Here is an 11,390-nt window from a genome sequence, read left to right on the forward strand (position 1 = left end):
AAGTGTTGCACTTGGTTTGACAATTCGTCGTACTAAAAAAGCCTGACGACAGCCAGGCTTATGTATTGTTGTCTCATAAGATGGCGATCCCGTTATTCAACAATACAATTTAATATCATACTATATTTAGTATTATTTGAGTTGCAATACACACTATTTACTTTACTAAAAAGAGCCCAACTAAATGTCAGGCTCCTAAACACAGTCGTTATCAGAAAAACGATTATAGTTTTTGCAACCATGTTTGATTATGTTACCACAGCGCACATGTTTCCGCATGTAATTTGGTGGCCAGATTAATTGCGCCAATTATGTGCTTGGCAGGGATTTGCACCCTACATATACTGGATTTTGTACTCTCCTACTTGTTCTTGGCTTCTTTCAACCTTAGCTTCGGATAGCGTCTACCTATTCCGCCACAAGCACAGCCAATGTAAACAAGACGATGGGAGTTCATGTTATGAAGTTAATTCCAAACACGACTCCAGCCACATCTCAAGCTTTCAGCAGTTTAGTGACTTGCTTGGGTCAATATGATTGGTGTGGGCCAAGTCGCGAACTTATTTCAGATTCGCAACTTCCCCTGCTAACTATATCGCTGGTAGGAGTCGAACCTACATCCCATTGTGGCTTACCAATTAGCCCACAGCGATACTCACATTTAACGGCCGACGTTAAATACGAAGACTAATGCCGGCGGCAGAGAGGAGCGCATCACCCCTTATAAATCCGCCGGCTACACAGATAGCTGGATTTGAACCAACATAGACGGTTTTGGAGACCGCCATCTTGCCAATTAGATCATATCTGCTTAATAGACGGGCCGTCATATCAACTTAATCAAGGAGGCAACACAAACTGTACATCTGTGCCCGTCTAACGTAGCCTGCTGGACTCGAACCAGCGACAACCTGATTAACAGTCAGGTGCTCTACCAACTGAGCTAAGGCCACAATAATAATCAATTAGAGCTATCAGAAAAACGTTTATTTGTCGCCCTAACCAATTATCGATAATACTAATTTACCACCGATTTATTGCTATGGAGTCCGGCTTGAGTTCGGAAAAAGTTCGGTTAAAGTCCGGTTTGAGTTCGGTTTTGATAAATATTCAGATCTTCTAGGTAGTAGCTCTGTGCGAACTGTAGCATTGCCAATGGCTTCCAGCGGTCAAAATACTGCGTCTTGCTGTAGCCAATATCCATGTAGCACATCGTGTCACTGTATCCTTGCAGATATAGCCGATCTAATATCTCCTGGCACTCATGATCACACCGAGCCATTGCCTGAATAGTCTGTCGGACAATCTGCTCTGCATACAGGCGGCGTGTAATCCGATCCTCAGCCGAATTACCAGCTGGGGCCGACTTAGGCATGCCATCCATGCTAGGCGATTTTAGATCAGCGACCGAATGGCCGGACGCCCGAACTGCTTGCGGTAACTTCTTATCCAGGAACCGCCGCACCTGTTTAATTGTTTTCTCCTGGTCAATTGGTGGAAAAATTTCATCTGAAATAACTTGCTGTTCACCCATCATGTGCCCCTCCGCTTTCGTATGCTATAATTAACTTATTCGGAATTAGTTGTAGCGCGGTCAGCGATGGCAGCGCTTTTTTATGTTATACTTACAACGGTCATTCGAGTGGTCCCGTGACTAGTCGCCCTAGTAGGCGGCTTTTTGTTTATCCCACGCTCTAAACTTAATCATCGTCGCCATCTCCATTTTTAATAACGTCATAGCCCCACTCGAAGTGTTGAAGTGCCGTCTCTTTGGCTTCTTGCTCAATTTCATCATCAGTCGCATCAGCCGATACTTCGATTGTGTCGTGCCATTCAATACCAGCTGAGTCGCATTCCGACCAAACATCAAGCTTAATCATGATTGCCATCTCCTATCAATGTGTATACCGCTAGAATAGCCAGCCCAGGACAACCACAAACAGCTTGATGCCGCCGACAACTACGAAGCAAACTGCTGTCCACGCCACCCAATCAGCAAGCAAATCTTTAATCGTCATCATTCGCCCTCCATCGATTCCGCCATCGCCATAACCAGCGGGTAGTCTTCCCACGCTACTTCCGACTCATCTGCGTAGCCCATAGCCTCACAGGCCGCTTGTATGGCCCATGCTGGTATTTCAGCATCCATATCTAATCCCCCTTGTCATTCGGGTCAACATCATACCAGCCCTTAGCGCACATCAATTTCCAGCGATAATCATCGCTCTTGATCACATGATTTAAGTGCTCACAACGCTTGAATGCATCGCCATACCGCTTATAAATCTTTGGGTAGTTTTTCATGATTTCGCCCTGGAAGGTCAGGACGACCATGTAGGCCACTACCGCTTCTTTACCCAATACCATTGATAAACTTGTCATCCTTGTTCAATCTCCTTAACCTCAATCTCAATCCTCGGTTGCCGGCCATAACGTTTACTAGCGACAATATCTGTTATCAGTGCGTCATCTTGCCAGTAAATACCGTGTAATGCGTCAAGAAACGACTTGATATAATTGTCTAAATCTGGCTTAACGACTGGTAAGTGTCTGCCGTCAATCCGGCGCTGTTTTTCGACCTTAGACAAGCTTTGCTGTACCGGTCGATAAAATACCAAGGTAACTGCCAAACTGCCTGACAACGGCTGATGTCGATACGTGAGCATGGCTTCCTCAGCGACAGCCTGCTTGAATTGCTTGACTGCTTTAGGATCATACAACCGAATCGATCGACCATAACGCGTGGCTCGCGGTCGTTGCTGCTGAACTGGTGTCAGCATGAAAGTATGCTTAATCATGTTTATTTTTCAGCCCCGGCACCCGGCTAATGTAGTAGCCATTAACGATCCCGTTAGACATACTGGCCTGTCTAATCGAGAACTCTGGGGCGTCAATTCTCTTACATAATCGTGCCAGTGTTTGATAGGCGATCACTTCATCAGGATTGTTATACTTCTCAGCACGCCAGTAATCGTTAGTCAGTGGCAGGCTGTATTTATGGACTAAATCCTTTACCCGATTTAATTCCATTGCCGTACTATCAGCTAGTTCTCTAAGCGTATGTTTGCCATGCTTATGTGCTTGCCGAATGGCTCTGACATCCTCACGTTCGTCCTGTTTCGGATCTTGTTTCATACTGGCTAGATAGGCCACATCACTGCTTACCTTAGTTCCAGGCTTCACCAGTCTAACCGGGAACGGCCATTCACCAGATTTGTAGTTATGTTGCGCGAGCTTAAACATTTCCGGTTCGGACCCGATTGCTAGTGGGTGATCAATATCAGGTAGATCAGCGTTAATTACTAGCACCTGTGTTTCAGTCATGCGCTCACCTCCGTTTGCAATCTTTGTCTAGCTTGCTCTAGAGCAATAAAATACTCGGCTGGCTTACCCCAACATTGGGTCAAATCAAAATTTAAGCCATCCCGCTGATATTCAATAATTAAAACTTCGAGTGCAAATAGTTTGTACTCATGAGCGCACACTTCATCTTGCGCGCTACCGCCAGCCTTTAAATGCCGTTTCATGCGCTGCTTAGTCCAGTGTAATGCGGCCGGTTCATAGGCATGGTTAGCGGCTAACTTGACTAATTGATTACCCCAATTCATTTAGCTTCCTCCTGACTGTTCATGAACGCTAGGAACGCCTCGTCGCTCATATCGTCCTGCTCGTTATCACTTGAATTTGGCTTAGAAGCCGCCTGAGAAGCGCCGTTTTGCATCCACTTTGGCGTAACTTCTTTACGGCGTGGCTTTGAATAGCCACTAGGTTTTCTTTCGCTCTTCATGCGGTCGTCATGATTAGCAGCGGCCTTTTTAGCCTGCTCTAACGTCGTAATATTTCGTTTCTTCCAACCCGCAACAATTGCACGAACGTATTTCAAACATGCATTAGATCCAATCTGATGTTCTCCAGCAACCCAAATTGCATAGGCAATCACCTCAGGCTTGAACTCTTCCAGCCATTCATCCATTTCGGGACGAGCAATACCATTTGGAAATCCCCACAGGTTGGTCCAATCGTTAATGACCTGCTCGCGCGTCACGCCCTCGTCATCATCATAAGAGTCAGTATCAGTCAAGTAAGGGTCAGTACTAGTAAGTTCTTTATGTTCTACTGGTTGACCTCCACCTTGCCCAACCGGTTGACCTACTTCATCTAAACCAGTTGGCCTACTTTTATGGCTTGTAGTTGGGTTACTGGTTGGGTAACCAGCTGACCTACTATATAAATTAATAATGCGATATTCAGGCGGTTTCACATTTTTCTTGCCTCTAACGTATTTAATTAGTCCTAGTTGCACTAATGAGTTGCGTGCTTTATCGAGGCCGGGTTCGGATAGTCCTGTCAGACTGAGTAATGCCGAATTTTTCATGCGAAACTGAACGTCCAACTTGCCTTCATCGTTCGCATAGTCTAATAACTCGCGATACAGATTATTTTGGCCGTTAGAGACACTCGCTTCATACATTTTAAAATTGCGGTACGCTCGTCGTTGCTTGAAGTAATCCAAATTCGTCCCTCCTTTACTAATGGGCCTTTCACCCGTTCGGTGGATTCAGTCACTGCTGTTCAAGCCAATTCTGTTTAGTCAATCTATGAGTAAGTCGTCTGCACTAACGACGCTCTCTAACTTTTTGGTACTACGACAATAAGCACAATGTCCGCATTGGGTAGGATCTGCTTCGCCTTTAATGACATCTTGAATATGCTGTTGAGATTCCAATACCTGGTTCATAGCATTAGTAAGTCGGTACTCCGGTAAATCAATAGCCTGCTTGTCTGGTGGATCCTGTTTGCTTACTGCCACGATGTACGGTTTGCACGTCACGCCAAATTGCTGCTTAATCAACTCTTGATAGACTGCCATCTGAAGTGGGTAGTTATACGCATATACAAACGGTTCCTTCTCACGAGTTTCTGGATTCCAATACGCCTTGTATATGTCAGCGGTCGTCTTGAGATCCACGAAGTAACCTTGTTTCAAATTGAGGCAATCAATCTTGCCCTTCCAGGGATAACCACCGATTCCACCAGTTACAATCACTTCTTTATCGCCTTGATAAAGAAGATTAAAATCATGATCGTCAGATAAGGCTTCAATCATGGATTCAGCAATTTTAAAGTCCTTTTTGAGCTGGCCTTTGCTTGGGCCCTGGCTTGAAATTGCCTCTGGATGTTCATCAACAAACTTGGCATGAGCTTTCTCGCTTTCAAAGTAGCTGTGAAGCCAATTTCCAACGACTAGCGCCGTTGAGTTCATACATGGTTCCCATTTACCCTGCAACTCGGCTAACGCTTCTGCTTCACATGCTAGAAACTTCTTGAACCATGTTGCTGACATAAATGATTGATCTGTCCAGCGATCGTAATAGTTAGCCGGCGTCAAGGTCTCCGAGGTTGTCGAAGAGGTTTTGCTGGTCGACTTCGTCTTTGACAGGTTCTTGATCATTGCTTGATGCCTCCTTTACAGCCGTTCTAACGGGTTCTTTAGCTGGTTCGGCAGATTCTACCTTCTCGGCTTTATTCTCTGCTACATCAGCTTCTAATGACCTTTTAGTCGGTGTTACGTCTTTTCTATCGTCATTCTCATATTCGTTGCTAGTGGTTTCGTTAACTGCTTGCACGAACAAATCGTTGTCGCTTGAACTGTTAATGTAGAACTTTGCAGCTCGATTAATTACAGTCCGTTTAGCCATCTCTTCTGGGAACTCGTTTTGAACCTTCTTCGTCTTAGCGTGGCTCCAACTGGTGTCGATGTCTTTTTTTGTCATAACCGTGTATGTCCGGTTCCTGTTGATGTCTTCAATCCATGCAAAGGCCCCGATAATTGGCTTATCTAGGTTCTCAAAGCTTGGCTCGAACTCTTTAACCACCAACACTCCATCTTTACCACCAATCTTGAACTTGTCGTCTTTGTGGACAACCTGTGCCTGAATATCTTTCACATTTGAAAGACGCTTTACAACGCTAATTGAGCCGAAATAGGAGCGCTGCATGACTAACTGGTTGCCATAAGGAATGAAATAGCATTGATTTTTAGCCGGGCTCAATCCCTGGATTGCCATGTTCATCAACGCCTTGATAACTGATCCTTGGTCACACTTATCAAGTAATGGTTGGCCCTTAGTGGTATCGCTCAAAATCAGATACGCGCTGTTTAATGCATTCCCTACTGAGATAATCAGGTGGTAATGACAAGCCTTCATTATTCTTCATATCCTCAATATTGTTATTAACCATCGTAGCTAACTCATTACTCATGCTTCTTCCTCCTCTGATACCCAGTGATAGCCCAGACGTGTCATCATCGTATCCGTGTCGATGTGTGCCAGTAGCTCGTCCCATAGACGAGACTGACCAAACACATCAATCAACCATTGCCAATTAGGCTCCTCACCTTGATCTGGATACAACACGCTCACGTCAGTCGAACCGAAAGTGACGATACAAATGGCGCTTAACATATCGGCCTGCATATCAGTCGCCCACTGCTTAAAGTCATTGTTATCGATGTAATCTTGAAACAACTGTGCCTTGCCGAACTCGTCACCATCGTAGCAATAGTTATCTGCGTCAAGTACCCAGTCGCGTGAGTCGTTACGTTGCTGCCAATGCTCGTTTAAATCTGCCTGTGCTGGCATCATTTTGCCCACCTCCGTTTCAAGCGTTGCCTTAGTGACTGTTTCGGAGTACAATAAAAATCGAAAATAAATTTATTAAGCGTCTTTGCTGCACGGGTACTTCCAATACTCGAGCAGCTTTTTTCGTACTCAAATTTAGGCTTTGGCGATACTTTGCGTACTTCCAATTCGTTCGACCTCCTTAAATGTGCCAAAAACATTATTCAATTCTTCAATTGTGATCTGTTTGTAAAGCACGTTTCCGATCCGGAATGTAAATTTCATCGTCTTCATCTCCTTAAATTCCAAACCAACTAGCAACTTCATGACGCTTGAACCACAATGCAGTTAACGCGCAGCCTACTAATGCTCCTTCAATCATTGCTATTTCCTCCTAGCCATTTTCTTGATTGACTTTATCGATTACTTCCTGCAATTTATCCATTGGGATACCGGCATACTCAGCTTTCTTAGCCAAATCGGTTATCTCGGCGCTGATCTCTTCCGCGTATTCACGTGGATAACGTTCAATGACTAGCTGCTGCGCTGGTGTCCGATCATTTGGGTTAATCGCAATAGCGTTCTCAAACTCGGCTTCCATTGCCTCTCGTTCTTGCTGCTCTTTCTTCTGACGCATTAGGGCTGAGAACATATCACCCTTTAGACGCCTGTCATTCTGAAATGACAGCACTCCGAAATTCTCACGAGCACCAGAATAATTAAGCCAAAAATCGTTAATTACATTTGCTAACAACTTCCTAATTTGTGGATCAGTGCTTCTTGATCCACTCTTCAACCGGGACAATTGTCCGGGAGAAACATGCGTCCTATCTGCAATCTGCTGCTGTGTTAGTGTTTTATTTTTACCTAATGCCAATGACAATTGCTCTGCAAACTTGTTCTTCATACCTACACCTCTGTATTTTGGAAAGGGCTTTATATAGCCTTTCCATGTAATTCACTTATAATTTAAATTAATCGGGATGATCTAATAGGTAATCGATCATCTCAGCTGCTGGAATCTGCCAGCCGTTATGGGTATTCACATAATCAATGAAGCCACCCTGTTCAATGTCCAAATCATGACGATGCTTGGTTAAATATCGTGAGGCTCGTTCGGTTGATTTAGTTCCGTATTTATACTTGGCCAAATCTTTAAGCTTCCAAGTACGAATACCACGTTGTGCTTGCTTCCAGGCTTGGAACTTCTCGTATTCTTCTTCGCTAATGAATTGGAATCCCTTTGGAGCCTCATGCCGAATCAATATCGTATCTGACATGTTCGCACCTCCTAATATGAAACTGACATAAGTTGGCTAGCTTGCTCGTTATACTCGGCCGTTACTGCTCGAAATTCAGCATCTAGTGCTTTATCGCTTAGTGCCTCAAACATTACTCTTGGTGTTTCTGGTTTAACCTTTGCTAGTGCATTTATTAATGTAGTTCGTGATAGATGTGTCATTTTGTTTCCTCCGTTCTTTGAAAATTAAATATTTGCTTTTAGTAACTCGAATATTCGACGCGCTTCATCAATGTTGCTCTCGTTAATTTGATAAACATTAGACACACCTAAATGGAACCTAATGATCGTTTTAACTGCGTCTGACAATGAATAAGCTTTTGGATTCTTACCGTACTTCTCGTTGACAAATTTCGAAATATCGTTTTTAAGCTCCATCCAAGCAGTGTTTCTTGCTTTGACTGGTGCTAGGCTTTTGGCGGCAATAGCTGCGTTTACCTCTGATTGGACCATTTCGTGCAATTGTTCTTGTGTGACTTCCATTACTCGATCACCTCCTTAGGTAACAGATCCTTGACATTAATTTCTAAAGCACTTGCCAACTTTATTGCCGTTCTAAGTCCAGGCGTTTTACTGGTATTTTCAATTCCACTAATTGTTGTTTGAGGAACTCCACTTAAATCGGATAATTTAGATTGTGTTAAACCTCTTTTATTGCGAAATTGGATTAATCGTTCTCCGGATGTCATTTTTTCCCCTCATCTCTGTATACTCTTTAGAGTATATGCTCAATTGAATGTATTGTCTACTCATTTGAGTAACTTTATTTAAAAAAATAATGTTATGTTTGTCATATACTCATTTGGGTTAGGATGTGATATTTATGGATAAAACTCATAGCACGTTCTTCAAAGAACGTCTTTACTCGTACATGAAAGAACAAAACATAACATTAAATCGTGTAGCAACACTATCAGGAATGGCAGCAACAACCCTCAGCAATATTGTGAACCGCGGCTCTGCACCCAGAATTGATACTATCTATAAAATTTGTAGTGGCCTTGGTATCAGCGTCCACGACTTCTTCGACTTTCCGCCCTACAACGAGGTGGAAGAATAATGGCAACGCTAAACGATTCAATTTATGGACACAACCAATTTTCGGCACATGCCAACTATAGTGCTACACTAAAGCAAGTGCAGAGTCTCATTAATAATCAAGAAGTTTTGAATGGGGTACGCACATTAACTTTGCAAAGCAACGCGTTGAGACAACTTTCCAGTATTGCCACGTCCACTAGGCCGGCAATGCTAGCTTCAAGCAACGCGTTGAAACAGCTTTCCAGTATTGCTGCATCCACTAGGCCGGCAATACTAGCTTCAAGCAACGCGTTGAAACAGCTTTCCAGTATTGCTGCATCCACTAGGCCGGCAATGTTAGCTTCAAGCAACACGTTGAAACAGCTTTCCAGTATTGCCATGTCCGCTAATGTAACGGCAAATACCTTAAACGCACAAATTCAAAATGTTACTGCAATGGATCTAAGAACAGGTGCCAAATTCAACACTATAATTAATCAATTAGGGCTTAAAAACGTTAAAAAAACGCAGATAGAAATTAAAAACATGGCACAATTATTTGGACCGGAAGTAGTTGAAGGCATCCTTCACTCCATTAATGAATCTACGCCTGAAGTCGTACCAACCAAGCCGATAAAGAAATTCACGGAGGCCCAAGAACAAAATGCTGAAGTAAGCAAAATAAACGAGACCTCTTATGCCCATGAAGGTAAGAATGGTGAACCGGCGTATAGTATCATCAATAAAATTTTGCAACAGTATCATTCCCTTTCTAAAATGAAATTAATTATTTTCAATGCCATACTTGGCGAACTATTTTCTGCAATGTTGAGCTCACTAATTTCAAACGTAGGCCTGGCGAATGCAATCATTATGATGCTTATCTTGACTGCGCCTTACAACGAGGTGGAAAAATAATTTCCATAGACTTCTCACTTAAAAAGGTGGTTAAAAAATGTTAACAGCTACGATTCATTTTTTAGATGGTGAAACACTAACGCTAAACGTACATGACTTTGTTTGGGGTATTCGCACTGCGCCAATTAATGATCGTCCTAAAAAAATTTCTAAAAAGAACTGGGAAAAGATAACGTACGATTTTCCTAACAAAGACGAAATTAATGGTCCGTTTGAACTGAACGAACATATCAAGCTAGGATTAGTGCCAAGTATCACCAAACTTCTAAACAACTACACTTTCTTTTTCACTGATGATGACCCTGGCACCGTGTTTGCCAGCTCCAAAGTGGTAAAGATTGTCAGTCATTAACGTTTAATCCGAAGAGTTGCTATTTGCGATAGCGGCTCTTTTACTTTTCATTGGCTTCATTTTGTCATCTCCTTATTTACTCGTATTGTGTACTTTATCTTCAAAAAAATAAGTCCATTTAACACGTTTTTTTTTCGATATATCGTTCATTCTTACAGCCATTTTCTTAGCTCTACCAACACTTGGTGTTCTATGCCCTTGTTCGTAAGACGCTAAAGTTGTCTCTGGCATATCGAGAAATTCAGCAGCCTTTTTTTGCGTTAGTCCGTTGATGTCTCTCCACTCTTTTAACCAATGACGCATGTTAACACCTCCTAACTAAGTAATACGTTTCGCGTACCTTTGATGCTTATTAATATAATACAATTCGCGTACTTAGTCAACAAAAAATACTCTAAACGAGTATTTTTTATATTTCTGTACAAAATACGCATTATGCGTAGTAATCTTATAATTAATTGAAGGAGGCCTATCAATGTTTGCTGAACGCCTTAAAGAATTACGAAAAAGAGAAGCTGGTCTAACGCAAGAGAGATTAGCAATGCAATTAGGCATGGCCAAAACAACACTGGCTTCCTATGAACAAGGAAAACGACAGCCCGATCTTGAAACACTTTCTAAAATTGCAGATCGTTTTTCCGTGACAACTGACTACTTGCTTGGAAAAAATGGCACGCCAAAATGGGCAACCAAGAAAGATACCATTGACCTGAAGGATTTTCTTGAGGCAAATGAGGGTTCGATGACCTATGGGGGTGAAGATCTTACTGAAGAAGAAAAACAACAAGTGCGCGTGGCAATGGCAACAATATTCTGGAAACGCCACAAGCATGATTAGGAGTTGTACTTATGGATAGAGTAAAAGATATCGTTAAAACTATTGTCAATCGTTATCACACAGCGGACCCGTTTGTAATTGCGGAAAAGCTTAACATACAAGTGGAATGGTGTGATTTTGGGGCAATGCCTCTGGGTAAAAATGCTTATGACAACCAAGAGCCTATCATACTACTCAATAATTCTATTAAACACACGCCTACACAGTATTTCATACTCGGTCACGAACTAGGACACGTTATATTCCATGAGGGGCTGATTGGGTACTACACTTCCGTTAAACATGGACATTCTAAGTTTGAACGTGAAGCTGAGAACGTGTTTAGAATCTTTTCAAGAG

The 11,390-nt window shown here is 42.7% G+C and carries 21 protein-coding genes, 2 tRNA genes and 1 pseudogene; 5 read left to right on the forward strand and 19 right to left on the reverse strand.

Annotation, left to right across the window (positions count from 1 at the left end; all coding sequences use genetic code 11):
* Positions 1 to 739: 739 nt before the first annotated feature.
* The 18 genes and pseudogenes from ACG95_RS09785 to ACG95_RS09870 form a co-directional block, all read right to left on the reverse strand.
* Positions 740 to 811 (reverse strand) — tRNA-Trp (locus ACG95_RS09785).
* A gap of 69 nt (positions 812 to 880) precedes the next feature.
* Positions 881 to 953, reverse strand: a tRNA-Asn gene (locus ACG95_RS09790).
* A gap of 122 nt (positions 954 to 1,075) precedes the next feature.
* Positions 1,076 to 1,537, reverse strand: a complete 462-nt coding sequence (locus tag ACG95_RS09795) for an ArpU family phage packaging/lysis transcriptional regulator (protein ID WP_003642805.1) — start codon at positions 1,535 to 1,537, stop codon at positions 1,076 to 1,078.
* Between the two features lie 163 nt (positions 1,538 to 1,700).
* Positions 1,701 to 1,880, reverse strand: coding sequence for a hypothetical protein (locus ACG95_RS09800; RefSeq protein WP_021732634.1), 180 nt, complete (start codon positions 1,878 to 1,880; stop codon positions 1,701 to 1,703).
* A gap of 30 nt (positions 1,881 to 1,910) precedes the next feature.
* Entirely contained in the window at positions 1,911 to 2,072 is a 162-nt protein-coding gene (locus ACG95_RS14450) for a hypothetical protein (RefSeq protein ID WP_165570769.1), read from the reverse strand.
* A 79-nt stretch (positions 2,073 to 2,151) separates the two neighbouring features.
* Entirely contained in the window at positions 2,152 to 2,382 is a 231-nt protein-coding gene (locus ACG95_RS09805) for a hypothetical protein (RefSeq protein WP_021732636.1), read from the reverse strand.
* On the reverse strand, positions 2,379 to 2,798 hold the full coding sequence (locus ACG95_RS09810; RefSeq protein ID WP_021732637.1) for a RusA family crossover junction endodeoxyribonuclease: 420 nt from the start codon (positions 2,796 to 2,798) through the stop codon (positions 2,379 to 2,381). The genes ACG95_RS09805 and ACG95_RS09810 overlap by 4 nt, the downstream gene beginning before the upstream one ends.
* Positions 2,791 to 3,324, reverse strand: coding sequence for a hypothetical protein (locus ACG95_RS09815; protein WP_021732638.1), 534 nt, complete (start codon positions 3,322 to 3,324; stop codon positions 2,791 to 2,793). Before ACG95_RS09815 ends, ACG95_RS09810 begins: the two co-directional genes overlap by 8 nt.
* A complete protein-coding gene (locus ACG95_RS09820; protein ID WP_048000346.1) occupies positions 3,321 to 3,608 on the reverse strand; it encodes a hypothetical protein in 288 nt (95 codons plus the stop codon). The genes ACG95_RS09815 and ACG95_RS09820 overlap by 4 nt, the downstream gene beginning before the upstream one ends.
* Entirely contained in the window at positions 3,605 to 4,513 is a 909-nt protein-coding gene (locus ACG95_RS09825) for a DnaD domain-containing protein (RefSeq protein ID WP_021732640.1), read from the reverse strand. The genes ACG95_RS09820 and ACG95_RS09825 overlap by 4 nt, the downstream gene beginning before the upstream one ends.
* 78 nt (positions 4,514 to 4,591) lie before the next feature.
* Positions 4,592 to 5,452 carry a PD-(D/E)XK nuclease-like domain-containing protein gene (locus ACG95_RS09830; protein ID WP_076633665.1) on the reverse strand — a complete coding sequence of 287 codons (861 nt, stop codon included), beginning with the start codon at positions 5,450 to 5,452 and terminating at the stop codon, positions 4,592 to 4,594.
* Positions 5,376 to 6,264: pseudogene (locus tag ACG95_RS09835) on the reverse strand (recombinase RecT). Before ACG95_RS09835 ends, ACG95_RS09830 begins: the two are co-directional and overlap by 77 nt.
* Positions 6,261 to 6,647, reverse strand: a complete 387-nt coding sequence (locus ACG95_RS09840; RefSeq protein WP_021732643.1) for a recombination system host exonuclease inhibitor — start codon at positions 6,645 to 6,647, stop codon at positions 6,261 to 6,263. Before ACG95_RS09840 ends, ACG95_RS09835 begins: the two are co-directional and overlap by 4 nt.
* Before the next feature lie 132 nt (positions 6,648 to 6,779).
* Positions 6,780 to 6,908 (reverse strand): hypothetical protein, encoded by a 129-nt coding sequence (locus tag ACG95_RS14910; RefSeq protein WP_079111822.1) that lies wholly within the window; start codon positions 6,906 to 6,908, stop codon positions 6,780 to 6,782.
* A 109-nt stretch (positions 6,909 to 7,017) separates the two neighbouring features.
* On the reverse strand, positions 7,018 to 7,530 hold the full coding sequence (locus ACG95_RS09850; RefSeq protein WP_033609664.1) for a helix-turn-helix domain-containing protein: 513 nt from the start codon (positions 7,528 to 7,530) through the stop codon (positions 7,018 to 7,020).
* Positions 7,531 to 7,597: 67 nt separating this feature from the next.
* A complete protein-coding gene (locus ACG95_RS09855) occupies positions 7,598 to 7,903 on the reverse strand; it encodes a DUF771 domain-containing protein (RefSeq protein WP_003642793.1) in 306 nt (101 codons plus the stop codon).
* Between the two features lie 206 nt (positions 7,904 to 8,109).
* Positions 8,110 to 8,406, reverse strand: a complete 297-nt coding sequence (locus tag ACG95_RS09865) for a hypothetical protein (protein WP_003642791.1) — start codon at positions 8,404 to 8,406, stop codon at positions 8,110 to 8,112.
* A complete protein-coding gene (locus ACG95_RS09870) occupies positions 8,406 to 8,612 on the reverse strand; it encodes a helix-turn-helix transcriptional regulator (RefSeq protein WP_033609665.1) in 207 nt (68 codons plus the stop codon). The genes ACG95_RS09865 and ACG95_RS09870 overlap by 1 nt, the downstream gene beginning before the upstream one ends.
* Before the next feature lie 134 nt (positions 8,613 to 8,746).
* Between ACG95_RS09870 and ACG95_RS09875 the strand changes: the two genes are divergently transcribed.
* From ACG95_RS09875 to ACG95_RS09885, 3 genes are read left to right on the forward strand one after another with little or no spacing between them, the layout of a single operon-like run.
* The gene (locus tag ACG95_RS09875; RefSeq protein WP_033609666.1) at positions 8,747 to 8,983 is read left to right on the forward strand and encodes a helix-turn-helix domain-containing protein; all 237 of its coding nucleotides are present in this window, start codon (positions 8,747 to 8,749) and stop codon (positions 8,981 to 8,983) included.
* Positions 8,983 to 9,861 carry a hypothetical protein gene (locus tag ACG95_RS09880; RefSeq protein WP_021732645.1) on the forward strand — a complete coding sequence of 293 codons (879 nt, stop codon included), beginning with the start codon at positions 8,983 to 8,985 and terminating at the stop codon, positions 9,859 to 9,861. Before ACG95_RS09875 ends, ACG95_RS09880 begins: the two co-directional genes overlap by 1 nt.
* A gap of 37 nt (positions 9,862 to 9,898) precedes the next feature.
* A complete protein-coding gene (locus ACG95_RS09885; protein ID WP_003642787.1) occupies positions 9,899 to 10,213 on the forward strand; it encodes a hypothetical protein in 315 nt (104 codons plus the stop codon).
* A gap of 72 nt (positions 10,214 to 10,285) precedes the next feature.
* Here ACG95_RS09885 and ACG95_RS09890 read toward each other — a convergent pair whose 3' ends face one another.
* Positions 10,286 to 10,516, reverse strand: a complete 231-nt coding sequence (locus ACG95_RS09890; RefSeq protein ID WP_011101083.1) for a helix-turn-helix domain-containing protein — start codon at positions 10,514 to 10,516, stop codon at positions 10,286 to 10,288.
* A gap of 172 nt (positions 10,517 to 10,688) precedes the next feature.
* Here ACG95_RS09890 and ACG95_RS09895 point away from each other — a divergent pair, with 172 nt between their 5' ends.
* The gene (locus ACG95_RS09895) at positions 10,689 to 11,051 is read left to right on the forward strand and encodes a helix-turn-helix domain-containing protein (protein WP_011101082.1); all 363 of its coding nucleotides are present in this window, start codon (positions 10,689 to 10,691) and stop codon (positions 11,049 to 11,051) included.
* Positions 11,052 to 11,062: 11 nt separating this feature from the next.
* On the forward strand, positions 11,063 to 11,390 hold a 328-nt coding region (locus ACG95_RS09900), incomplete at its 3' end, for an ImmA/IrrE family metallo-endopeptidase (protein WP_048000348.1).

The organism is Lactiplantibacillus herbarum, assembly GCF_001039045.1.
GTDB lineage: Bacteria > Bacillota > Bacilli > Lactobacillales > Lactobacillaceae > Lactiplantibacillus > Lactiplantibacillus herbarum.

Bases quoted from the DNA above. Each gene is read 5' to 3' on its own strand.
- ACG95_RS09840 (WP_021732643.1), bottom strand. From the start codon at position 6,647: ATGATGCCAGCACAGGCAGATTTAAACGAGCATTGGCAGCAACGTAAC.
- ACG95_RS09850 (WP_033609664.1), bottom strand. From the start codon at position 7,530: ATGAAGAACAAGTTTGCAGAGCAATTGTCATTGGCATTAGGTAAAAAT.
- ACG95_RS09830 (WP_076633665.1), bottom strand. From the start codon at position 5,452: ATGATCAAGAACCTGTCAAAGACGAAGTCGACCAGCAAAACCTCTTCG.
- ACG95_RS14910 (WP_079111822.1), bottom strand. From the start codon at position 6,908: ATGAAATTTACATTCCGGATCGGAAACGTGCTTTACAAACAGATCACA.
- ACG95_RS09885 (WP_003642787.1), top strand. From the start codon at position 9,899: ATGTTAACAGCTACGATTCATTTTTTAGATGGTGAAACACTAACGCTA.
- ACG95_RS09870 (WP_033609665.1), bottom strand. From the start codon at position 8,612: ATGACATCCGGAGAACGATTAATCCAATTTCGCAATAAAAGAGGTTTA.
- ACG95_RS09880 (WP_021732645.1), top strand. From the start codon at position 8,983: ATGGCAACGCTAAACGATTCAATTTATGGACACAACCAATTTTCGGCA.
- ACG95_RS09795 (WP_003642805.1), bottom strand. From the start codon at position 1,537: ATGATGGGTGAACAGCAAGTTATTTCAGATGAAATTTTTCCACCAATT.
- ACG95_RS09865 (WP_003642791.1), bottom strand. From the start codon at position 8,406: ATGGAAGTCACACAAGAACAATTGCACGAAATGGTCCAATCAGAGGTA.
- ACG95_RS09890 (WP_011101083.1), bottom strand. From the start codon at position 10,516: ATGCGTCATTGGTTAAAAGAGTGGAGAGACATCAACGGACTAACGCAA.
- ACG95_RS09875 (WP_033609666.1), top strand. From the start codon at position 8,747: ATGGATAAAACTCATAGCACGTTCTTCAAAGAACGTCTTTACTCGTAC.
- ACG95_RS09855 (WP_003642793.1), bottom strand. From the start codon at position 7,903: ATGTCAGATACGATATTGATTCGGCATGAGGCTCCAAAGGGATTCCAA.
- ACG95_RS09895 (WP_011101082.1), top strand. From the start codon at position 10,689: ATGTTTGCTGAACGCCTTAAAGAATTACGAAAAAGAGAAGCTGGTCTA.
- ACG95_RS09820 (WP_048000346.1), bottom strand. From the start codon at position 3,608: ATGAATTGGGGTAATCAATTAGTCAAGTTAGCCGCTAACCATGCCTAT.
- ACG95_RS09810 (WP_021732637.1), bottom strand. From the start codon at position 2,798: ATGATTAAGCATACTTTCATGCTGACACCAGTTCAGCAGCAACGACCG.
- ACG95_RS09805 (WP_021732636.1), bottom strand. From the start codon at position 2,382: ATGACAAGTTTATCAATGGTATTGGGTAAAGAAGCGGTAGTGGCCTAC.
- ACG95_RS09815 (WP_021732638.1), bottom strand. From the start codon at position 3,324: ATGACTGAAACACAGGTGCTAGTAATTAACGCTGATCTACCTGATATT.
- ACG95_RS09800 (WP_021732634.1), bottom strand. From the start codon at position 1,880: ATGATTAAGCTTGATGTTTGGTCGGAATGCGACTCAGCTGGTATTGAA.